The 23,594-nt window shown below is 47.8% G+C and carries 19 protein-coding genes; 13 read left to right on the top strand and 6 right to left on the bottom strand.

Features of this window, described 5'->3' with window-relative positions; all coding sequences use genetic code 11:
* Positions 1 to 21: 21 nt before the first annotated feature.
* The 4 genes from rny to pheT all read right to left on the bottom strand — a co-directional run bounded on the left by rny (position 22) and on the right by pheT (position 4,876).
* A complete protein-coding gene (rny, locus tag DF182_RS09620) occupies positions 22 to 1,587 on the bottom strand; it encodes a ribonuclease Y (RefSeq protein WP_113615419.1) in 1,566 nt (521 codons plus the stop codon).
* 170 nt (positions 1,588 to 1,757) lie between these two features.
* Positions 1,758 to 2,051: a cell division protein ZapA gene (locus DF182_RS09615; RefSeq protein WP_113615418.1), complete on the bottom strand. Its 294-nt coding sequence runs from the start codon at positions 2,049 to 2,051 to the stop codon at positions 1,758 to 1,760.
* An 18-nt stretch (positions 2,052 to 2,069) separates the two neighbouring features.
* Positions 2,070 to 2,378: a hypothetical protein gene (locus DF182_RS09610; RefSeq protein ID WP_113615417.1), complete on the bottom strand. Its 309-nt coding sequence runs from the start codon at positions 2,376 to 2,378 to the stop codon at positions 2,070 to 2,072.
* A gap of 68 nt (positions 2,379 to 2,446) precedes the next feature.
* Complete coding sequence (gene pheT / locus DF182_RS09605; RefSeq protein ID WP_113615416.1) at positions 2,447 to 4,876, bottom strand: phenylalanine--tRNA ligase subunit beta; 2,430 nt, start codon at positions 4,874 to 4,876, stop codon at positions 2,447 to 2,449.
* A 521-nt stretch (positions 4,877 to 5,397) separates the two neighbouring features.
* Between pheT and dnaB the strand changes: the two genes are divergently transcribed.
* The 3 genes from dnaB to DF182_RS09590 all read left to right on the top strand — a co-directional run bounded on the left by dnaB (position 5,398) and on the right by DF182_RS09590 (position 9,157).
* Positions 5,398 to 6,966, top strand: a complete 1,569-nt coding sequence (dnaB, locus tag DF182_RS09600; RefSeq protein WP_113615415.1) for a replicative DNA helicase — start codon at positions 5,398 to 5,400, stop codon at positions 6,964 to 6,966.
* A 102-nt stretch (positions 6,967 to 7,068) separates the two neighbouring features.
* Positions 7,069 to 8,421: an MATE family efflux transporter gene (locus DF182_RS09595; RefSeq protein WP_113615414.1), complete on the top strand. Its 1,353-nt coding sequence runs from the start codon at positions 7,069 to 7,071 to the stop codon at positions 8,419 to 8,421.
* Positions 8,422 to 8,443: 22 nt separating this feature from the next.
* Entirely contained in the window at positions 8,444 to 9,157 is a 714-nt protein-coding gene (locus DF182_RS09590) for a 16S rRNA (uracil(1498)-N(3))-methyltransferase (RefSeq protein WP_113615413.1), read from the top strand.
* A gap of 348 nt (positions 9,158 to 9,505) precedes the next feature.
* On the opposite strand, the gene DF182_RS09580 is transcribed toward DF182_RS09590, so the two are convergent.
* Positions 9,506 to 10,270: a TerC family protein gene (locus DF182_RS09580; protein WP_113615411.1), complete on the bottom strand. Its 765-nt coding sequence runs from the start codon at positions 10,268 to 10,270 to the stop codon at positions 9,506 to 9,508.
* 24 nt (positions 10,271 to 10,294) lie between these two features.
* Positions 10,295 to 11,320: a quinone-dependent dihydroorotate dehydrogenase gene (locus DF182_RS09575; protein ID WP_113615410.1), complete on the bottom strand. Its 1,026-nt coding sequence runs from the start codon at positions 11,318 to 11,320 to the stop codon at positions 10,295 to 10,297.
* Positions 11,321 to 11,611: 291 nt separating this feature from the next.
* Between DF182_RS09575 and DF182_RS09570 the strand changes: the two genes are divergently transcribed.
* The 10 genes from DF182_RS09570 (at position 11,612) to DF182_RS09525 (ending at position 23,546) form a co-directional block, all read left to right on the top strand.
* A complete protein-coding gene (locus tag DF182_RS09570; protein WP_113615409.1) occupies positions 11,612 to 12,139 on the top strand; it encodes an RNA polymerase sigma-70 factor in 528 nt (175 codons plus the stop codon).
* An 88-nt stretch (positions 12,140 to 12,227) separates the two neighbouring features.
* Complete coding sequence (locus DF182_RS09565; RefSeq protein ID WP_113615408.1) at positions 12,228 to 13,220, top strand: FecR domain-containing protein; 993 nt, start codon at positions 12,228 to 12,230, stop codon at positions 13,218 to 13,220.
* Between the two features lie 226 nt (positions 13,221 to 13,446).
* The gene (locus DF182_RS09560; RefSeq protein WP_161964105.1) at positions 13,447 to 15,993 is read left to right on the top strand and encodes a TonB-dependent receptor; all 2,547 of its coding nucleotides are present in this window, start codon (positions 13,447 to 13,449) and stop codon (positions 15,991 to 15,993) included.
* Positions 15,994 to 16,003: 10 nt separating this feature from the next.
* On the top strand, positions 16,004 to 16,858 hold the full coding sequence (locus DF182_RS09555) for a DUF4249 domain-containing protein (RefSeq protein WP_161964104.1): 855 nt from the start codon (positions 16,004 to 16,006) through the stop codon (positions 16,856 to 16,858).
* Between the two features lie 727 nt (positions 16,859 to 17,585).
* Positions 17,586 to 17,936, top strand: coding sequence for a DUF6686 family protein (locus DF182_RS09550; RefSeq protein ID WP_113615405.1), 351 nt, complete (start codon positions 17,586 to 17,588; stop codon positions 17,934 to 17,936).
* Positions 17,937 to 18,280: 344 nt separating this feature from the next.
* Positions 18,281 to 19,549 carry a DcaP family trimeric outer membrane transporter gene (locus DF182_RS09545; protein WP_113615404.1) on the top strand — a complete coding sequence of 423 codons (1,269 nt, stop codon included), beginning with the start codon at positions 18,281 to 18,283 and terminating at the stop codon, positions 19,547 to 19,549.
* A 19-nt stretch (positions 19,550 to 19,568) separates the two neighbouring features.
* A complete protein-coding gene (glsA, locus tag DF182_RS09540) occupies positions 19,569 to 20,582 on the top strand; it encodes a glutaminase A (protein WP_211327087.1) in 1,014 nt (337 codons plus the stop codon).
* 264 nt (positions 20,583 to 20,846) lie between these two features.
* Positions 20,847 to 21,785, top strand: coding sequence for a DnaJ C-terminal domain-containing protein (locus tag DF182_RS09535; protein WP_113616830.1), 939 nt, complete (start codon positions 20,847 to 20,849; stop codon positions 21,783 to 21,785).
* Positions 21,778 to 22,128, top strand: coding sequence for a damage-inducible protein D (locus tag DF182_RS09530; protein ID WP_113615403.1), 351 nt, complete (start codon positions 21,778 to 21,780; stop codon positions 22,126 to 22,128). Before DF182_RS09535 ends, DF182_RS09530 begins: the two co-directional genes overlap by 8 nt.
* A complete protein-coding gene (locus tag DF182_RS09525) occupies positions 22,125 to 23,546 on the top strand; it encodes an MDR family MFS transporter (RefSeq protein ID WP_113615402.1) in 1,422 nt (473 codons plus the stop codon). The genes DF182_RS09530 and DF182_RS09525 overlap by 4 nt, the downstream gene beginning before the upstream one ends.
* Positions 23,547 to 23,594 lie beyond the last annotated feature (48 nt).

Raw genomic sequence — 23,594 nt, 5'->3', positions numbered from 1 at the left:
CAGATATCTAAATCAGAATGATTAGCGGGCAATGTTCACCGCGCGTTTTTCACGGATCACCGTTACCTTGATCTGACCTGGGTATTGCATTTCGGTCTGTATTTTATTCGCGATCTCGAAAGACAGGCGGTCAGCATCGTTGTCGGATACTTTATCGCTCTCTACGATGATACGTAATTCTCTACCGGCCTGGATAGCGTAGGCTTTCTCCACACCTTCGTGAGACAAGGCCAGGTTCTCCAGATCTTTGATACGTTGGAGGTAGCTCTGCATGATTTCGCGGCGGGCGCCTGGACGGGCGCCACTGATGGCGTCGCAGGCCTGAACGATCGGAGAGATCACGTATTGCATTTCCATTTCATCGTGGTGGGCGCCGATGGCGTTTACCACTGCGGCATGTTCGCCGTATTTTTCAGCCAGTTTGGCGCCGAGGAGGGCGTGGCTCAGTTCAGTTTCTTCGTCAGGCACTTTACCAATATCGTGCAGGAGGCCGGCACGTTTGGCCAGTTTAGGGTTGAGGCCCAGCTCAGCAGCCATTACCGCACAGAGGTTAGCGGTTTCTTTGGAGTGCATGAGCAGGTTCTGACCGTAGGAAGAGCGGAAACGCATCTTACCTACCAGACGAACCAGTTCTTTATGCAGGCCATGGATACCCAGTTCAATCACAGTTCTTTCTCCAATGTCCATTACCTGTTCTTCCAGCTGTTTCTTGGTTTTTTCCACTACTTCCTCGATACGGGCAGGGTGGATACGGCCATCCTGTACCAGGCGCTGGAGCGACAGACGTGCAATTTCACGGCGCAGTGGGTCGAAGGAAGACAGTACGATTGCTTCAGGAGTATCGTCTACGATCAGGTCTACACCGGTAGCAGCTTCAATGGCACGGATATTACGTCCTTCACGGCCGATGATCTGACCCTTGATCTCATCACTTTCCAGGGTAAACACGGTGATGGTGTTCTCGATGGTCTGTTCAGCAGCAGTACGCTGGATAGACTGTATGATGATTTTTTTAGCTTCCTTGTTGGCTTTTAATTTGGCATCTTCGATGATTTCCTGGATATGAGACAGCGCCTGTGAACGGGCTTCCTCTTTCAGGCTTTCCACCAGCTGATGTTTAGCTTCTTCGGCAGTGAGGCCGGCTACTTTTTCCAGGCGGCGGATATGCTCTTCCTGGTGTTTTTCGAGTTCGCTACGCTTAACGGTAACCAGTTCCATCTGGCGGTTCAGCGTATCTTTAATAGCATCGTTTTCGTTTATTTGTTTCTGAAGTTGCTCGTTTTTCTGATTGAGCGATTGCTCTTTCTGTTTGATACGGTTTTCAGATTCAGATATTTTCTGGTTGCGCTGCATGACTTCTTTTTCATGCTCACTTTTTAATTGCAGGTATTTTTCCTTCGCTTCGAGTAACCTGTCTTTTTTGAGGTTTTCAGCGCTCACTTGTGCATCTGCGATGATTTTTTTAGCCTGTTGCTCAGCGTCGTCTATTTTTTGCTGTGTGTTTTTGGCAAATATCACCTTACCTAGCACTATTCCTATGATCAATGCCACTACTGCAGCTATTGTCGTATAAAGTGTAACATCCATATGAATTATTTATACTTGATTTATGTTGCATTCTCATACCCTTGTCACTGCTAAAACGCAACAGGGGCGAGAACTGACCCGCGAAAATACAAAAAAATAGCAGTAAAGCGTGTTTAATACGTGATAATTAGCGAATTAGCTAAGTCATTGTTTAGCAGTGGATAATGCGATTATCCCAGTGCCTGGTTGATGATTTCTTCCAGCTTTTCCAGCTTTTCCTGCAGAAAGGGAGCAGTAACAGCCTGCGCCTTGCCTCCGCTGGTAACAGGGTGGGTGGCATACATGATGAGGGCCATAGCAACGTAGTCCTGCTGGTCTTTCCCAGCATAAGAGGTCTTAAAGTCAACAATTTTTTCATTCACTTCCTTCATAATACGACGTACCTCTTCCTCTTCTTCCGGCCGTATTTTGATCCGGTAAGAGCGGTCAGATACCACGATATTGATAGGAATGAGTTGTTCCATATGTTGAAATTATTTTTATCAGCCGTTTAACAAGGCTATACACCGGTCAATTTCCCTGATATAGTCATTGATTTTGCTCCGGATCTCCTTTTTAAAGGCTGCGTCATCTGTTGCTACGGCGGTACCTCCCTGGGCGGTAGCTGCAATCCTGGCGAGGTGCAGTTTATCTTCCAGTGCCTGTATGGCCAGCTGCTGCTGTTGCAGCGTTTGTTGCTGGTGGTTGATTTCTTCTTTCAGCGATGCATTCTCCGACTGCACCTGGTGTAAACGTTTTACCAGCTGCTGTAGCTTTTCTTCTACCCGTTGAATGTATTGCTCTAATACCATTTTAAACAAATTATGTCATTTCTGATGTTGACATGCAGGCCTGCATGTCAACATCAGAAAAACGAAATCTATCGGCGTATTTCCGCTTGTAACTGTGTTTCGAAAGTCTTTACCAGCTTGTCCATTACCCCATCAATCTCCTTGTCTGTCAGGGTTTTCTGGGTGTCCAGGAAGGTAAAACTTACGGCGTACGATTTTTTATTGGCTCCCAGCTTCTCACTTTCGAAAACGTCGAAGAGGTTGATATCCTGGAGCAGGGAGGACTTCACAGCGCGTGCAGCGGCTTCTACAGCTGCAAATCTCACCTGTTTGTCCAGTACCAGTGCCAGGTCCCTCCTTACGGCAGGGAAGCGGGGGATTTCCTTGTAAAAGTTATCACTTTTTTGTAACAGTCCGAGTATTTTATCCCAATTAAATGTTGCAAACCATACCGCTTGCCGAATATCGAACTGTTTCAGTTTCTGTGCTGTAACACCACCGAGGGTTACCACCACCTGGTTTTTTACCTTTATTTCCCAGGCTGGCTGCAGATCGGCAGCATTGCTTTCAACCCACTGTAACTGACTGTATCCCAGTTGTCTTAATACGTTGATTACAAACCCTTTCAGATCGTAGAAGTCGGCAGGGCTGGATTTATGCATCCAGGTTTCCGGTGTTTTTTTACCAGTCAGGTATAGTACAAGGTGGTTGGTTTCTCCATAACCTTTTTCCAGTACCTGGTAGGTTTTACCAAACTCAAAGAAGAAGAGGTCTTCATTCTTGCGGTTCAGGTTGTGGGAGATGCTTTCCAGGCCAGTTTCCAGCATGGAAGGGCGCATCACATCGAGCTCCACGGTGAGGCTGTTCATCATTTTCACGGTATGTTCCAGCACTTCGGGCGTAAAGTATTTGCTGTTGGTGATGGAGTTGGTGAAAATTTCGTTGAAACCATTGCCTGCCAGGTAGTTGGCTACTTTTTCCCTTACACCTTCTTCATCCGGGTGAGATGACAGCGCCGGGGAAATAGTGACATGGGAGGGGATTTCGATATTGTCGAGGCCGTCAATACGCATCACTTCTTCTACCAGGTCTGCCGGCAGGCTGATGTCGGGTTTGCTGAAAGGTACAGCTACCCGCAGTCCTTCAGCAGTTTCAGACAGTACCTCAAAACCCAGGCTGCGCAGGATATTCTTCACTTTGTCGGGAGAATAGTTGCTGCCGCTGAGTTTGTGGATATAAGCGTAGGTGGTTTCCACCTGTGTTTTCTGTTTGGGCATAGGGTATACGTCTACAATGCCGGAAGCTGCTTTGCCACCTGCCAGTTCGCAGATGAGAGCCGCCGCGCGTTGCAGGGCAAATACCACATTGGAGATATCCACGCCTTTTTCAAAGCGGGAAGCGGCATCGGTACGGAGGCCGTGCCGGAAAGAAGTAGTACGGATACCGCCGGGGGAGAAGAACGCACTTTCCAGGAAGATATCCCGGGTGGTATCGGAAACGCCGGAGTGCAGTCCGCCGAATACGCCGGCAATACACATGCCTTCGCCGGCGCCGTTGCAGATCATCAGATCAGTGGCGTCGAGTTTTCTTTCTTTTTCATCCAGGGTCACGAAGAGGGTATCCTGCGGTAGGTTTTTAACAACCACAGCATTACCTTTTACGGCCGCTGCGTCGAAAGCGTGCAGAGGCTGGCCGGTTTCATGCAGAACGAAGTTGGTGATGTCCACTATATTATTGATAGGGCGTACGCCGATGGCCTGCAGATGATTTTTGAGCCATTCCGGGGAAGGAGCTACGGTAACGCCGGTGATGCTGATACCACTATAGCGGGGGCAGGCATCGGTATTATCGATGGTCACGCTGATCGGGAGGGGAGCATCTGCTTGTGGCAGGGCTTTTATTTCCGGCAGCTGTACCAGGTATTTATGGGTGTGTTCCAGGTTGTTGAGAAAAGCACATACGTCTTTGGCTACGCCTACATGGCTCATCGCATCCATACGGTTGGGAGTGAGGCCTATTTCGAAGATCCAGTCCTGTGCAGGGCGGAAGACTTCGCTGGCGGGAGTGCCAGGTATGAGAGATGCATCCAGTACCATGATACCGGCATGGCTGTTGCCCAGGCCGATTTCATCTTCAGCGCAGATCATACCGTGACTTTCTTCGCCACGGATCTTTGCTTTTTTCATGGTGAGGGGCTCACCGCCCAGGGGGTAGATGGTGGTGCCGATAGGGGCTACCACTACTTTCTGTCCTACGGCCACATTGGGTGCGCCGCAGACAATCCGCAGCGGCTCACTGTTGCCGGTGTTGACAGTGGTCAGTTTCAGTTTGTCCGCGTTGGGGTGTTGCTCTGCTGTCAGTACTTCTCCGATCACCAAGCCGGCCAGGCTGCCTTTTACTGCCTCAAATTTTTCAAGGCTTTCTACTTCCAGGCCTATACGTGTCAAGATGGTGGATAGCTCCTCCGGTGTAGGTTTTACCGGTAAATACTCACAAAGCCAGTTGTATGAAATCGTCATTGTCTGCTTGGTTTATAAAGAAGCGTAAAGTTAAAGAATTACGCATTACAAAGGGCGGATTTACAGGGAGATTTGGGCGATAGGGCCTTTCCGGCTGCCTGTTTGCCTGTTTTTGCAGGAAAAAGAATGTTTTTTCCGGCGTAAACCTGTTCCCCTGCGGGATCCTGAACCGTCAGTGACTGATGTGGAAAACCTTTTTTGCACAATGTGTGTGAATAATCAGACCTTTGCGCGTGGTTTTTCTGGTTTTTTGTGAGTAACTATATTGTTGCTTGTGGATAACTGCCGGAATGACGGTGGATAACCTGTGCGTGAGGCTTAATAAATTTAGTCGTCAAATAAAAAAGGTTAATTAAAAAAATGCCTTTACCTTAGTTTGTGCGGCTCGAGAAAATTTACAATTTCTTAAAGCGGAAATTGCTGCAGCATAACAGAGAATAATGCAAAATAATTGTAAACACTACCGGAAAGGCCCATTGACAGTAACCTTTTATTAACTTTTATTAATACTCTAACCATAAATGGATCTCAATCTTAAGAAGGACCGCAATGTTCGCAGAAAACCGGCCATTGAAGTGTCGTCCTTGGTGTATGGCAAGATACCACCACAGGCTAAAGAATTGGAAGAAGCTGTTTTGGGAGCCATAATGCTGGAGAAAGGTGCTTTTGATATTGTTGTAGAAATATTAAAAGGAGAATGTTTTTATGTAGAAGCACACCAGCAGATCTTTTCCGCCATGACCCGACTGGCGTCCAAGTCTATGCCGGTAGATATTCTCACCGTTACAGAAGAGCTGAAGTCAATGGGTACGCTCGAAGCTGTCGGTGGCCCCTTTACCGTGATGAAACTCACCAATGCGGTTGTATCTTCCGCCAACATTGAAGCACATGCCCGCATCATCCTGCAGAAATTCATCCAGCGGGAACTAATCCGCATCTCCGGCGAAATCCTCACAGAATCCTATGAGGACACCGCCGACGTATTCGACCTGCTCGACAGCGCCGAATCCAAACTCTTTGAAATCACCAATAACCACCTCCGTAAAAACTACGACTCTATCGACCGCGTACTGGTGAACACCATGAAACGAATCGAAGATCTTCGTAATAAAGGAGATGATATCACCGGTGTGCCCTCCGGTTTCCCTTCACTTGATAAGGTGACCTACGGCTGGCAGTCAACGGATCTTATCATCATCGCGGCCCGTCCGTCTGTGGGTAAAACCGCTTTCGCCCTTAACCTGGCCCGAAACGCAGCACTGCACCCCCGCTTCCCTAAAGGCGCAGCGGTATTCTCTCTGGAGATGTCCTCCGGCCAGATCGTACAACGTATTCTCTCGGCCGAGTCAGAAATAAAACTGGAAAAGATCTCCCGTGGTAAACTGGAAGAATATGAGATGAAGAAGCTGATGACCCACGGTATCGAACGTTTGGCCAAAGCTCCTATCTTTATCGATGATACCCCGGCACTCAATATCTTTGAGTTGAGGGCCAAGTGCAGAAGGCTGGTACATAACCACGGTGTAGGCGTTATCATCATCGACTACCTCCAGCTGATGAGCGGTAGTGGTGATGGCAGAGGGTCCAACCGTGAACAGGAAATCAGTAAGATCTCCCGTGACCTGAAAGGGCTCGCAAAGGAGTTGCAGGTGCCCGTGATCGCCCTCTCCCAGCTGAGCCGTGATGTGGAAAAACGTAAAGACGGTAATAAAATGCCTCAGCTGAGTGACCTCCGTGAATCCGGAGCGATCGAGCAGGATGCCGACATGGTAATGTTCCTGTACCGTCCTGAATACTATGAGATCAATGCCAACGAGATGGGTGAGTCCAACAAAGGTGAAACCCACGTTCGTATAGCCAAACACCGTAACGGTCAGTTGGACACCATCAAATTAAGAGCCGTACTGGAATTCCAGCGCTTTGAAGATGATGGTAGCCTGGAAAATCCGGGTGGTGGCAGCCCATTCGCAGGTATCTCCCGTCCACAGCAAGGCGGTGGCGGCAATGATGAAGCGAAACTGTATATACAGAAGGGTTCCAAGATGAACGACATGAACTTTGATGAAGGGTTTGAAGATGCTCCGTTTTAGCGCATAAAATATTTGCAATAAAAGGCCGGCATCACCTGATCGCCGGCCTTTTTGTTTATATACCTGAAGTTTTTAACCTGACAATAATTAATCGACGAATCAATGAAACAGCTCTATCTAAAATACCGGACTTATTACAAAGACAATTTTCATTTAGCCTATCCTGTTGTTATTTCCCAGCTGGGGCATACCCTGGTAGCCCTGTCAGACAGTATCATCATCGGTCATACCGGTAAAGTGCCGCTGGCGGCAGTATCATTAGGCAACAGCCTGTTCAGCATTTTTATGGTCACTGGTATCGGCATGTCGTATGGCCTTACCCCGCTTATTGCCCAGGAAAACGGGCGTGGCAACAAAAGCGCGATCGGCCATCTGTTGAGCCACAGTCTTATCATCAACATGGTGGTAGGTGTATTGTTATCAGCGGTGATCTATTTCGGCAGTAACCATCTGGAACTGCTCAGACAAGAGGCTGATGTAGCCGAACAGGCCAGACCCTTCCTGCGTTACCTCGGTTTTTCCTTCATCCCCCTGATGTTGTTCCTTTCCTTCAAACAGTTTGCAGAAGGACTGGGCTTTACACGCCAGGCCATGAATATCAGTATTATCGGTAACGTGATCAATATCCTGATCGGTATCACACTGGTATACGGCCTTTTCGGATTTCCCCGTATGGGTGTAGTAGGCGTAGGTATCGCCACTTTTACGGACAGGCTGATCATGGGCATCACCATGGCTTTTTATGTGCTTCGCTCTCCCCGTTTTAAACCTTACCTGCAATCGTTTGGGTTTAAGCAGTTGAAGATGGCTTCCATCAAAAAAATTCTGGGCATCGGCACACCGGTGGCCCTGCAGTATATTTTTGAAATCAGTGCTTTCAGTGGTGCGGCGGTGATGGTAGGCTGGATTGGCGCAGCCGAACTGGCGGCCCACCAGATCGCTCTCAGCCTGGCGGCCATGACCTACATGATGGCCAGCGGTATCTCCGCAGCAGCTGGTATCAAGAGTGGCAACAACTTCGGTAAAAAAGATTATCATGCCCTTCGCCATTCTGCCATCGCCAGCTATCATATGGTGCTGGTGCTAATGGGCACTACCGCGCTGATGTTTATGATGTTCAAAAATCTGCTACCGGCCATGTACATCAATGATCCGCAGGTGATACATATTGCAGCTGGTCTGCTCGTGATAGCCGCTTTCTTCCAGTTGTTCGACGGTACTCAGGTGGTAGGACTGGGAGTACTCCGTGGCCTCGGCGATGTACGGATGCCTACATTTATTACACTGCTGGCTTACTGGGGTATCGGTATCCCGCTGGGCTATCTGCTGGGCATCAAACTGGAGCTGGGCGTGGAAGGCATATGGTGGGCGCTGTTGTTAGGCCTGCTGGTGGCCTCTGTACTGCTGTTTGTGCGGTTCCATATTAAAAGCCGCAAACTGCTCGCGGAAGCTTAATCAAAAAGTTATCTTTGCGCCCATGGACCTGCCTATCTTTTATGCGCCCGATATAGTGGAAGGCGCTACTGTTTATACGATGAATGAGGATACTTCCAAGTACTGTATCCAGGTGCTGCGGCATGAAAACGGTGACACCGTGTTGCTGGCGGATGGTCGTGGTCACCGTTATAGTACAGTGATCACAGACGACAACCGTAAACGTTGCAGTGTAAAGATCACCCATACGGAAACGCTGCCGGCCCCAGCCCCGGCACTTCGTATAGCCATTGCCTTTACCAAAAACACCTCACGGATAGAGTGGTTTCTGGAGAAAGCTACAGAGATAGGCATCCAGACTATCATCCCCCTGGTAAGCCAGCGGACGGAGAAGGAAAAAGTGAAGGCAGAAAGACTGCAAAACATACTGGTATCGGCTATGCTGCAATCGCAGCAGTTTTACCTGCCCCAGCTGCAGGAGCCGGAACCCTTTGACAAAGTAGTTAAAAATGCTGCCGATCCGCAGAAGCTGATCGCACACTGTTTACCGGAACAAAAAAAGGAGTTGCAACACCATATGAAGCCCGGAAAGGACACCTTGCTGCTGATCGGGCCGGAAGGTGATTTTACACCGGAAGAGATCCAGCTGGCATTGGAACAGGGTTTTGAACCTGTGTCTCTGGGAAAAAACAGACTGCGTACGGAAACAGCCGGCATCGTTGCCGTGACATTGATGAACGCTGCGCAATATTTTTGATCCCAGGGCTGAAGCCCTGGGCTATATTGGTTTTAAATTAGCCCGGGGTGTTAAAATAGCAAATATTCTGGCGCTGAAGCCTTAGGTTATTGTGGCTGGAGTATTTAAAATAGCAAAAATTCTGTTGGGCTATATTGGTTTTAAATTAGCCTGGAGTATTAAAACGGAAAATCGCCAAGGAATTTTAGCCTTGGAAATAATGATATATAAAAATGAGAAGGGCCCGGGATGTGTTTCCCGGGCCCTTCTTATTTTTATCCAGCCCCAGGCTCTGGGCTATTATGTTGGGCTACTAAGTTAGCCCAGCTATTAGAATCGAAAATAGCCCAGGGCTTCAGCCCTGGGACCCTATAATTTGGGCTCTTTGAGTTCCACGGGAGTGCCATGTTTTTTACGTACTCTCATATTCAGCATTTCTACGCCGAAGGAGAAAGCCATTGCGAAATAAACATAGTTTTTCAGGTGGAGATCGTGGGCTTTGTCCGCGTCCCAGCCTTCAACGATGAGGATGGCGCCTACCATTACCAGGAAGGAGAGGGCCAGCATTTTAAGGGTGGGATGTTTGTGGATAAAGTCGCTGATACGGGGTGCAAACAGGAACATGACGATCATGGCGATTATAACGGCGATGATCATGATGGGTACCTGTTTGGCCAGGCCTACGGCAGTGATGATACTGTCGAAGGAGAAGACCGTATCGATGAGGATGATCTGACCTACCACGTTGATCATGGAGGTAGTAGATTTGCTACTGTTGATGGATTGTGCTGTTTCTTCCTCGCCTTCCAGTTTGTGGTGGATTTCGAGGGTGGTTTTGATCAGCAGAAACAGGCCGCCTCCCAGCATGATCAGGTCACGCAGGCTGAAACCGTGGCTGCCGATATGGAACAGCGGGTTGACAGCCCTGACAATGTATCCGATACAGAGCAGGAGGATGATACGTACAGCGATGCCGGTAAACATCCAGATGCGTCGGGCAGCAGGGCGTTTTTCGGCCGGGAGCCGGTTCATGACGATGGATACGAAGATAACATTGTCAATGCCCAGCACGACTTCCATGAGCACCAGCGTAAAGAGGCTGATGAGCGACTCAGCAGTCAGAAATTGTTCCATATAGGTTGTAATTGAGATGCGGTATTATTTACGCAACCCTGCACAGATCTTTTTCACGATGGTAGGACCTTCGTAAATGAAGCCGGTATATACCTGTACCAGTGAAGCGCCGGCATCCAGTTTTTCCTGTGCATCGGCGGCGGTGAAGATACCTCCGGCGGCGATGATAGGAATGCTGCCTTTACTACGGGTATGGATATATTTTATCACGGCCGTGGATTTTTCTTTTACAGGAAGACCGCTAAGTCCGCCAGCACCAATTTCCGTAACGGTGGCTGCCGGTGTGGCAAGACCTTCCCGGCTGATGGTGGTATTGGTAGCCACAATGCCTGCAAGTTTGGTTTCCTGTACAATTTCGATGATATCGTCCAGTTGCTCGTTGGTCAGGTCAGGAGCAATCTTCAACAGAATAGGTTTGGGTTTGAGTTTCTGTGCGTTGAGCAGTTGCAGATGATGGAGCAGCTGCTTGAGGGGTTCTTTCTCCTGCAGGGCCCGCAGGTTGGGCGTATTGGGAGAGCTGACATTTACTACAAAATAGTCTGCCACATCATAAAGGGCATGGAAACACTTTTCGTAGTCGCTGACAGCTTCTTCGTTGGGAGTATTTTTGTTTTTACCGATGTTGCCGCCAACGATAATATTAGATTTTTTACGTTGCAGTCTCTTAGCTGCCGCGGGAGCTCCTTCATTGTTGAAGCCCATCCGGTTGATCAGGGCCTTATCTTCCGGGAGGCGGAAAAGGCGTGGCTGGTCGTTGCCTGGCTGAGCCAGCGGAGTAACCGTCCCGATTTCAACGAACCCGAATCCGAGACAGGACAGTTCATCAATGTATTTGGCGTCTTTATCGAAACCTGCAGCCAGCCCTACCGGGTTGGAGAAATGCAGGCCGAATAATTCCCGTTCGAGTCCGCTGGTTTTAACATCACAGCAGGCTCTCAGTATATTTTTGCCAAACGGGAGCGCATAAATTGTTTTCATCCCACGCATTACAAGGTGGTGGATCTTTTCCGGCTGAACGCGGAATAACAGTTTTTTAATCAGTTGGTACATTGCGCGACAAAGATAACTATGATTTAAATGATTTTTAACTGTGATGTATATGATTTCAAGTATTCTCCTGATGTGCGAAGAGGTAACGGGGATTTATATGATTTTTCTGATTCTCCTGATGGGAGAAGAGGGTGTTGGAGAATATTTTTACGTTTTGGAAGAAAAAAATATAAAAAACATTCATTCATCATTTATCTGAATAAGTATAACAAAAAATTAGCATAATACGCTCTTTGGATGTCGGGAGAATCGGGAAAATCAGATAAATCATAGTTATATTTGTGCCTCATCATGTTGGAGCTCCAATCATTCGAATTATTGTTCCGGGAAAATCATGCTCAATGCATCGCCTTTGCCACTCACTACATGGGAGACCCCCACGGGGCGGAGGAAGTAGTTCAGCAAGTGTTTCTGCGGATATGGGAAAAGCGGGATAGTATAACTATTACCGGCCCGGTAAAGGCATACCTGTTTTCGGCTATCCGGAATACAGCCATCAGTCAATGGCGTAAGGAAAATGTCAGGTCTGACCGGGAAACCTATTACAGTAATATCAGGGATACGGCCACAGAGGCCACAGACCAGGCCAGGGAACTGGAAAGACTGTATCAGCAGGCGCTGGAGCGGCTGCCGGAACGGTGCAGGGAAGTTTTCGTCCTGAGCCGGCAACAGCAGATGAAATATGCTGAGATTGCAGCTACCCTCGACATTTCGGTAAAAACTGTTGAGAATCATATGGGGAAGGCACTTCGTATCCTGCATGAGGAACTGAAAGAATACCTGCCCCTGTTGCTTATAATTTTATTTTCAAAAAAATAGAGGACGCATAGGGGAAGTACATTTTTCCATGCGTCTATTTATTTAGACCCCCTGCCGTTGGCAGGAACAACAAAACTTACAACTACGCATGACATCAACCTTTTCTGATGAGGCACTGTATACCTTGCTCTGCAAGTATCTGCTGGAAGAAGCGGACAAGGAGGAGCATGCCTGGGTAGAATCCTGGTTACAGGAAGATGCAGGCAATCCTGAATTGCTGGCGTCACTTCGTAAAGTGCTGCGCACTGCCACAGATCAGGCGGTGGAGATAAACGTAGATACGGACCGCTCCTGGCAGCAGCTGTATGAAAAAATGGACGTAGCTCCCGGAGAAACACAACCCGAGCCGGTTATGACAGCCATACCGGGTGGCAGAAAAGGAGGTCTTTATACCTGGCTTAAAGTAGCCGCGGTATTGCTTATAGTCCTGGGAGCAGGATGGTGGTTTATGGTAGGTAAAAAGCCAGCTGCCATTTATGCAGGGCCAATGGTGGCCCACCTGGAGGATGGCAGTAGTGTACAGTTGGAGGAAGCAGCCAGGCTGGAACTGGCCAGAGGCTTCAATACCAGCAACAGAAAAGTGAGCCTGCAGGGCGTGGCTACCTTTGATGTAGCCGGCAACGCAGCACAACCTTTTATTGTGATGCTAGGACGTACAGAAGTGAAAGTGCTGGGTACCCGTTTTACGGTACGTTATGAGCCTGGCAAACAGGGCATTTCCGTTCACGTTGCCAGCGGTAAGGTGATGGTGATCGATCATGAGAAAGCCGATAGTGTAGTGCTTACACCAGGTATGTTGTTGCAGAACGACAGTGCCCGTCCGGTTTTCCGTGTCGCCGCACATGTGGAGGACATACAGAAAAAGTCACTTGCTTTCAGAGATACACCGCTGGAAGAAGTATTACATACGATTACAGAAGTGTACGATGTGAAAGTGGAACTGGAAGATACTTCCCTGCTGAAGTTGACGGTCAGCACCACTTTTAATGGTGAAAGCATTGATGAGGTTATCAGTGCGCTGGCCATGACGCTTAATGCATCATGGGAGAAAACAGGTGACAGACAGTATAAATTGAAATAGACATTACCTATAACATTGTGGCGAACTTGCTGGGAGATCATCAAGCTGATCTCCCCGTGGGTTCGCTATTCATCGTTTGTTGGAGGTACTGTGGTAGTATATATCCCAATAACAAGTCATTCATTAAATTATGTCGTTAGCCGGAAAACTGGTGACGGGCATCATATGTATAATATTATGTTTCCCGTTAAAAGTTTCAGGGTGGGATTGGCAAACAAGAGTCACAGTGGTAGTAAAGGACCAGCCCCTAAGGGTGGTGTGTGAAATACTGGAGAAAGAATACGGCATCCATTTTTCATATAGCAGGGAACTTGTAGACTTATCCCGTAAAGTTACCGTCACAGCTCAGCAACAGCGGCTCAGAAGCTTGCTGGAGCAGTTATTTGCGCCCGATGATATCCGGTTTACCCGGGTAGGAGACCAGTTGGTATTACAACAGGAAAAGCGTATCAACCGCACCATCAGTGGATATGTACAGGATGCAGTAAGTGGTGAAAAACTACCTGGAGCCACTATCTATGCCCCTTCCCTTAAACAGGGAACTACTACCAATCAATATGGATTTTTCAGTTTAACGACTGTTAAAGATACCAATAGCCTGGTAGTATCCTATGTAGGATACGAGTCTGCACTGTTGCCGGTAGAAGGCCAGGCCAACAGGATATTGCTGGTACCACTGCAGCCCCTGCCCAGCCTGCAGGAAGTGGTGATCAGTGGTACGGATAAAACAAAACTGCAGGACCAGACACAGATGAGTAGGGTAAACCTGCCGCTGGCCGCTGTAAAGTCAATGCCTAAACTGTTAGGGGAAGCGGACGTGATGCGCACCCTGCAGTCTATGCCCGGCGTAGGCGGCGGTATGGACGGCGCCGGCGGTCTCCATGTACGTGGTGGCAGCCCTGACCAGAACCTTATCCTCATGGATGGTACCCCGGTATTTAACTTCTCCCATTTTTTCGGGGTATACTCCCTGCTCAATGCCGATGTGGTAAAATCCGCCGACCTCTATAAAGGCGCTTTCCCGGCCCGCTTTGGCGGACGCCTCTCCTCTGTGGTGGACATCTCCCTCAAAGACGGGGACATGCGGCATTATCATGGTGATGTGGCCATCGGAATGATATCGGCCAAGTTTAACCTGGAAGGACCCATTATCAAGGACAAAACATCTTTCATCGTTTCTGCCCGCCGCTCTTATCCCGACCTGGTATATAACATGGCACTCAAAACAGACACCGACTTCGGAAAAGACGGTGCTTTTTATGCCTATTTTTATGATGTCAACGCCAAAATCAACCATATCTTCTCTGCCAAAGACCGTATTTACCTGAGCTTATACAAAGGAGAAGATAATCTGTTAATCCGGACAGTACCGGACACGGTCAATTTGGACAATGCCGGCCGTCTTACGGAAAGCAGCCATTTTCAGCTGAAGTGGGGTAATACTATTGGCGGACTGCGATGGAATCATATCTACAATACCAGGCTTTTCTCCAACATCAGCCTTAACTATTCCCAGTACGCCTTCCGGACAGAATTCGGATTTAAATACACCATGCCGGTGGTGGGGACAACCTCCGACCAGTACGGTAAATACAGCTCCCGTATGGAAAACGCCGGTATCAAAATAGATTTTGACTACCGGCCTATGCCTAACCACTCAATCCGTTTTGGTGGTGCACTAACAGGACATTATTTCAAACCCGGCATCAGTGAATTCTCCGACAAGGGAAGTACCATAAAACCACTGGATTCCACAGGTACCGGTTTCCGGACCAGAGGAACGGAAATGCTGCTGTATGCGGAAGATGACTGGCGGCTGCTGCCCGATTTGTTTGCCAATGTGGGTTTTCACGCTTCCGGCTTTCTGGTGGAAGGCCGCTTCTATCATTCCATACAACCAAGGCTGGGACTACGCTATATGCTACCCCGCAACTGGGCGGTGAAGGCCTCCTATACCCACATGAACCAGTACATTCACCTGTTGTCTACATCCGGTACTTCCCTTCCTACAGATATATGGGTACCTTCCACCCAACGGGTGGCACCCATGTATTCGCGGCAGGTGGCTGCAGGTGTTGCCAAAACCAGTACCAATCTCGCCTTTGAGTTTTCACTGGAAGGATATTACAAGTCGATGTACAACATGATTGAGTATGCGACCAATGATATGCTGGTCAATGACGACCTGAAACGCTGGGATGAGAATGTGGTGATTGGTAAAGGCTGGAGTTATGGCGGAGAACTGATGGTGAAAAAACAGAAAGGTTCTACCACTGGCTGGATAGGGTATACATTGTCCTGGAGTAATCGTCAGTTTCCTGGTATCAACAATGGGAAAATATTCCCCTATAAATACGACCATCGCCATGACGTGGAAGTGGTGTTGTCGCAATGTATTGGCAAACGCTGGGAACTGTCTGCTTCCTGGCATTATACAACCGGGGCGCCGCTCACCCTGCCGGTGTCCAGTTACCATGGTGTAGGCACCGCCTCTCCCTGGGACCCCGGAAGCACCGATGTGTCAGTTGACAGATACGACGGCCGTTATAACTATCGGGCTGCCGATATACATCGCCTGGATGTTGGTGTCACCTACTCCAAGCAAAAAAAGTACTGGCGTAAAAGCTGGAACTTCAGCATTTACAATGTATACAACCAGAAGAACCCATTCATTTATTATATGAAACGGGATGAAATACAAAAACAACGGTACCTGTCGAAGGTAACGGTATTGCCTATACTACCTAGTATTACTTATTCTATCAAGTTTTAAAATGAATAGTATGAGAACGTTTTTCGCTGGTGGGATATTATTATTGGCAGGGCTGCTGACCAGCTGTGAACAGCGGGTGAATATTCAGTTGCCCTATGAAGGGGATAAAATTGTGGTGAATAGTTTACTGCAGCCGGATAGTGTGGCTTATATCCGCGTTACCCGTAGTGTTCCGGCTAATGTTTACGATGATAGCGGGTTTCAGGAGATTAACAATGCCCAGGTAGTGTTGCAGCAGGATGGTGTAGACCTGAGCCCTTTACAACCGCAGGTGATCAAAGGGCGAACTTATTTTGTATCAAAAGAAAAGGTGACTACCGGTAAGGTATATACGATAAAAGCTGCTGCCAGTGGTATGACACCCGTGAGTGGAGAAGATACCCTGCCTCCTTCGCCAGTTGTATATGATCCTGCTACACAGCGCGGCAGCACCAAAGTACAGTTTATACTGGAAGACCGTGCCGGCGTACCGGATTACTACCAGATACGGCTTTTTACCTATGGACCTGATATGCAGCCGGATACCATTCGCTCTTTCCGTTTGGACCCTGTTTTAAGTAATAACCTGATCGATGCCATCACCAATAGTTACTATTCCACGCTGATAATGAGCGACGTCCGTTTTGATGGTAAAACAGCCACCTTCGTGCTTGAAACAGATCTGCCCATCAATGCTTCGCAGGTAATGGTAGAGGTCAGTGCGCTGACTAAAAACGCCTACCTTTATTTCCGGTCTATATCAATGCAGCAGAAGACCTCCGGAGGGCTTATCACAGAGCCGGTTACGGTATTTACGAACATACGTAATGGTTATGGTATAGTCGCTGGTATCAATTCAAAACGGTTGGTATTTAAAGCGGAATAGTATACTGTGTTTTCTTCCTTAATGTTAGTTGCATTATGAACTAAGTTTCCCGATTTAATATAAATTTTCCCGATTCGATAACTCCCTTACAGTTTTGTGACGTAGATTTGATACACAAATTAACTGGCCGAAGTTTGTACCCACTATCCTCTGCATCAAACTACTGATGTTGGTAGTGTATTCATCATTTTCATTGAAACGATAAAAATATTTTGATGGACTTTTTTATCGGAGTCCCATCAGGAGAGGATATGAATATCTTCTTCCAGCATATCCTGCGGAAATATGGCGGAAAAATTGTTTCTGCGGGCTGGTGGTTACCCTATTCCGGGTAGGGTGACCATCTTTTTTCTGATATCCTCTCTCTGTTATCCCTATATCTGAATACTAACGGTGACGTATAAACTACACTTAAAAAATTAGTATCCCATACTCTTTTTCATAGAAGTCTTTTATGGAGGTTTTTACTGATTCCGGTGCTTGCCGAAGAGCAGGTATTTGCTAAGAAAATGTTAAGGAAACTTTCCTTTTTGCGTAAATCGTTTTCCTGATCCGACAATGGTACTTGTATGTCACGGTTTACTTTTGCTTTATAACAATATGCTTCGATACATAGAAAGAGAAAGTATCTGTTGTTTGTAACACCATTATTAGTAAAGAGTGATGAAACAAAAGTCCTGACAGCGGCCGTACAACCGGCCGCTGGAGGCACTAACCGCGATAGCTTATGTGTAATTATCAGACTTTATATCATGGTCAGAATGGATATGTGATCCGTTGCCCCCACTGCAAGGGTATACAGCTTGCTTTTGGTACCAGTGTTGTTAACCTTGCCCCGGAAGAGTTTTTGTGTTTTGCTGATATGGTTGTACGCCTGTCAGAAGGTAAGGAAGCTTCTTATCCGGAGAATGAAAAAAGTATTTGTTTGCCTTTGCCGGCAGATCATGTGATGATGTTGCTGACGCCGGCAGAGACAGGCAGGCTGGCATCCATGGTAATGGAGGTACGGGCTTTGCTCGAAGCTTATCAGATTCTGGAAGCTGCCTCCCCTTATTCCTCCGACGCCTACGGGGAATAGTTTTTTGTTGACCCCTTTCCTCTTCAGTAAATTGACGCTTTAAATGGTATAGGCATTTGTTGTTAACCACACAGTTATTTCCCGTTTTTTTATCCTTTTTCAGGAGAGAAATAACGCTCCCTTTTGAACTTTATTTACTTCAGGTGTGTTCTAATAGCTACGCAGGAGAAGGAAGCAGCGCTGTTATGTATCAACGTATTTAAATTTTTCTATTGATACAGCGATGTCTGTATGATTTTTTATTTCGTGTATACTTCAACGTTATATCCTGTTCCTTTGCTCACTTAAGCAGTGTATATCAACTTCTAAAATACTGAAGACGGGTCTTTTCAGGCATTTTACCTATGGGCAGAAAACTACTACTCACCACCTTACTGGTATTAGGGATGCTGTCGGTGCTGGAAGCACAGACTATGGATAGTCTGCGCCGGCGTATCGACAGTCTGGAAGCCAAGGTATCGAAGATAGAGAACCGGATCATCAGGCCACAGCCGGGGCGGCGTACAGAAACCAGGAGTAATCTGGAAGCCGGCGGTTATGGTGGTTTTGTTGTGGCAGATGTACATAAAACACAGCTTACGATTGGAGGGTTTGTACAGGGAGATTTTATCTTCGATTTTAAGCAGATGGGTAACAAAGAAGCATTTGCGCCCTCTTCTATTCCGATCAATGGTGATGATGAAGGGCAATTAACCTTTGCCGCACGGCAGACCCGGTTTACCATTTTATCCTCTTCTGATACACGACAAGGGGAGTTGAAGACCCTGCTGGAAGTAGATCTTTTTAACAGCAACGGTACTGCCGTCCCCCGGCTGCGCCATGCCTGGGGGCAGTTGGGTAAATGGGGTGGTGGCCAAACCTGGTCTACCTTTATGGATATCGATGTGTTTCCCAACATACTGGACTATCAGGGACCCAATGCCATGGCTTTTGGCCGGCAGATACAGATTCGTTATACTGAGCCCCTGACTAAAAAATCGACCCTGGCCATCAGCATAGAAAATCCGGGCAGTGATACAAAATTGCCCGCTGATTCAGGGTTTAACTCCCGGCAATTATTTCCGGATATGGTGGCACAGTACCGCTACAACTTCACTGCTGCCACCCATATACAACTGGCGGGCCTTTTCCACCCTATTACCTTTGATAATTATCTTGACAGAGATCATACTAATATCGGCTGGGGCCTGAACCTCACCGGTTCTATAGAAACGTCAGTAAAGGGCAAAGATATTTTCGTATACGAAGGTACTTATGGCCATGGTATTGCCCGCTATATCATCGATCTGAATGGCCTCGGATTGGATGCCGTCGCCAAAACCAGAACTATTGTACAGAACATTCCCGTATGGACTGTAATGGGCTTTTATGACTTCTGGTGGAGCGACAAATTTAGCTCTACGATAGGGTATGCCTATCTGAAGCTGGAAACAAAAGATTATCAGCCTCCTACAGATCTGCAGTCTACTCAATATGGCGTGGTCAATCTGTTGTTTTACCCTTCCTACTTTGTAAAAGCTGGTATAGAGTTCCTCTATGGGAAAAGAAAAAATATAGATGGCTCCGCCGGAGAGAACACCCGGATTCAGTGTTCTATGATGTATAAATTCTGAACCTGTTAAAATACACCATATGATAAATCGATTACTGTTTTTCCTGATGGGCATTTCCCTGTTATGGCCTCACTGCACCTATGCACAAAAAAATGAGTTACTAACGGAAAAGCATATACGTGAAGTAATGCAACAGGCTTATGACAGATTTAAAAATACCAGCGGCGGGGCCAATGCCAGCTATATTCCCTATCTGGCGGATATTGACCCTAAGTTATATGGTATCGCTGTTTGTACTGCAGATGGAAAAGTGCTGGAGTTGGGAGACACTAAATTTGAGTTCGGAATAGAATCGATCTCCAAAGTATTTGTACTGGCACTGGCCATGCAACAGCGAGGCCCCCAAGCGATAGAAGACAGTATCGGTGTAAACGCTACCGGCATGCCTTTCAATTCTGTACTGGCAGTAGAACTGGACCCACAACGGGCGGTCAACCCACTGGTAAATGCCGGTGCCATGGCCACCAACAGCTTTGTGAAAGCCTCCGGCAGCGCTGCCAAATGGAGCATGATCGACGATCTGACAACCAGATTTGCAGCCCGCAGATTATCAGTCATACAACAGCTATATGCTTCTGAAACAGCCACCAATCTGCATAACAGAGCCATCGCCTGGCTACTGTACTCCTATGGCCGCTTTTATGGAGACATCAGCGAGGCCGTAGACCTCTATACCCGCGCCTGCTCCTATGGCTCCAGTACCCGCGACCTGGCCATTATGGCCGGAACCCTGGCCAACAACGGCATTAACCCGGTGACAAAGGAAAAAGTGATCGAAGCGGGGCTGTGTCCGCGTATACTGGCCACCATGATGACAGAAGGACTATACGATAATACCGGCTCCTGGGTATATCATACCGGCCTGCCCGCCAAAAGCGGCGTGGGCGGCGGTATTATCGCAGTGGCACCGGGTAAACTGGCCATCGCCGTATTCTCACCTCCCCTCGACAAATCAGGCAATAGCGTCAAAGCTCAGAAAACACTGGAGTTTATGATAGACGAGCTTAAGCTCAATCTGCTGGATGCGCGCTGAGTCCCAGGGCTAAAGCCCTGGGCTATATTGGATGGGGTTGGGATGATGGCTTTTGTAAAATAAGGGGTTGCTTTGGGTTAAATGAGTTTAAAGCCCTGGGCCAATGGGGTAGTACTCCTGATGAAGAAGCTTAGTGCTTTTGGCTAAAGCCCTAAGCTAAAGATGCTACAAACATAGCCCAGGGCTTCAGCCCTGGGAATGGTATATTTCTTGTGGACTTTTAAACGCCTGAACAAGTTTTTATCATCACATGTTGTATACTTTATGGAAGTAAAAGATTACTACAAGATATTGGGTGTAGAAAAGGCAGCAACGGCGGAACAGATCAAGAAGGCTTACAGGAAACTGGCTGTGAAGTACCATCCGGACAAAAATCCGGGAGACAAGGCTGCAGAGGAGAAATTTAAGGAGTTGAACGAAGCCTACGAAGTACTCAGTGATGCCGAGAAGCGTAAGAAATACGATCAGTTTGGGGACAACTATAAGTATTACGAACAACACGGCGGTCGTCCGGAAGATTTTGACTGGTCACAGTTTGGTGGTGGTGGTAAGCAGGGTAGCTACACCTACTCCGGTAATGTGGAGGACATGTTTGGTGGTGGGGAAGGGTTCTCTGATTTCTTTGAACAGTTGTTTGGCAGCCGCTTTGCCGGCGGCCACCGCAGACAGCAGGGACCGGCCCATGGCCGGGATGTACAGGCCACTATGGAAGTATCTCTGGAAGATGCCTATAGTGGTGCCACCAGACAGGTAGAAGTAAACGGCAGCCGGCTGAATATTAAAATGAAACCAGGTCTTTATGAAGGTCAGGTAATCCGGCTGAAAGGAAAAGGCTCTCCGGGCCGCCAGGGCGGACAGCAGGGTGATCTGCTGATCTCCATCCATATCAGCCCCCATCCTCAATACGAACTGAAAGGCCAGGATATTCATACAGATGTACCTTTACCTTTATATACAGCCATTCTGGGGGGTAAACTGACAGTGCCCACGCCGGCAACAACCCTGAGCATGAATATCCCTGCAGGTACAGACAGCGGAAAGGTGTTCCGCCTCAAAGGTAAAGGCATGCCGGCCTACGACCACAAAGGAACATCAGGTGACCTGTATATCAAGACTGTTATACATATTCCGAAGAACCTTTCTGCTAAAGAAAAAGAACTGTTTCAGCAACTTTCACAACTAAATGAGAACGGTCATGCTTAAACTTTTTGACTATCTGGAAGAAGTGATTGCTACAGAGAGAATATCGCAGTTAAAGAACCCACCCCTGCTGTATACTGCCAGCGAAATCATGCATGAACTGGGCTATGAAGACCCTCATCTGCTGCAGGAACCCCTCGACAGAGCCATGCATGCCTGTGCCTCACTGCAGATACCGGTCAACTACAACTTCCGCAAAATATATTGCTTTAAAGACGGCGGAGAGATGGAAACAGACTGGCAACTGTCTGAGCTGGCAACCTATCTCTTTATGATCAACTGTAATCCGCTCAACCCGTTGGTAGCTAAAGCACAACTTATTTTCATGATGAAAGACAGGGTATGAGAAATGTCAACCGGACCGGTATTCTGATCGTGATCATCATGGGTACTACCATGGCGGGAATAGACTCCAGCATTGTTAATATATCCCTTCCCGTTATGAGCAGGCAGTTCAACTGTACACTCAGTGAAATAGAATGGGTGATCACTGTATACATGCTGAGTTTTTCTATATTGATGCCACTGACCAGCTGGCTGAAAAACAGGATTGGTTTTTTTAATCTTTACATCGGCGCTGTAGCTCTTTTTACTTTTGGATCTTTGTTGTGTGCCTTGTCCACCACATTGCCTTCCTTGCTGGTAGGCCGTGTGATACAGGCGCTTGGTGGTGGGGCCATGGCACCCACCTCTATGGCCATCATCTCTTATGTGTTTCCAGCCCGTGTAAGAGGCGCTATCCTGGGCTGGTGGGGCCTCGGCAACCTGGTAGGACCAGCCATCGGTCCTACATTGGGAGGTATCCTCACCCAGCAGTTTGGCTGGCCTTCTATCTTCTATATCAATCTTCCCATAGGTATTATCACAGTATTTCTTTCCTTCAAATACCTGAATGTACTGCGAAGTCAGGCTAAACTGAAGCTGCCTTTCGATATCTGGGGCTTTACCTTCCTGACTGTTTTCCTGGTATGTCTGCAATATGGGGTAGCCAGGGCTGAAGTGAAGGGTATCGGTTCTCCTGAAATACTGGCTACGCTGGGCGTGGCGGTGGTGGCGCTGGCGCTCTTTATCCTGATAGACCGGGGCAAACAGATTCCGCTCATTGACCTGCATCTGTTTACCAATTATGCTTTTGTGAGTTGTATACTGGTCACTATCTCGCGGGCAGCGGCCTTGTTTGGTGGACTGTTTCTGATGCCTTTCCTGCTGCAGGAGCAGATGGGTTTTTCAGAAGGGGTGTCGGGGCTGCTGATACTGCCTAACTCTGTTTTTATGGCAGCCATGATGCCTTTTGCCGGTAAGTGGTCCGATAAACACGGTTCCCGTGAGATCTCCATGCTGGGCATTATGTTGCTGGCTGTTTCCATGTATCTTTTTTCTTTGCTTGACAGGGGCAGCAATATCTGGTATGTGATGATTGCTATGACGGTGAGAGGTTTTGGTATGGGGCTGCTACTGGCGCCATTAAATGCGGCCACGCTTAGTGCTGTAAGGCCCAGTGAAGTGACCATGGCTTCATCCATCAGTACACTTATGCAACAGGTGGGCGGCGCTATCGGTATAGCAGTGCTTGCCATTGTTACACAAACGACTTACAACAACTACGTGCTGGCCGGGAGCCCTTCTCTGAGTGCGCATCACCTGGCGCTGCGCGAGGGTTTCCTGATCTCTCTCTTCATCCTGCTGGTGACGCTGGTACCCGCATGGTTTATGCCCCGCAGGAATATCGTATTGAAAGATACCGACACCCATATTGATACCTGATGTATATTGGTGCATAATTATTGGTTAATAACGCGGACTATTCCCGAG

It is taken from the genome of Chitinophaga flava (assembly GCF_003308995.1).
Classification (GTDB): domain Bacteria; phylum Bacteroidota; class Bacteroidia; order Chitinophagales; family Chitinophagaceae; genus Chitinophaga; species Chitinophaga flava.
This window is presented reverse-complemented; position numbering and strand designations above follow the sequence as displayed.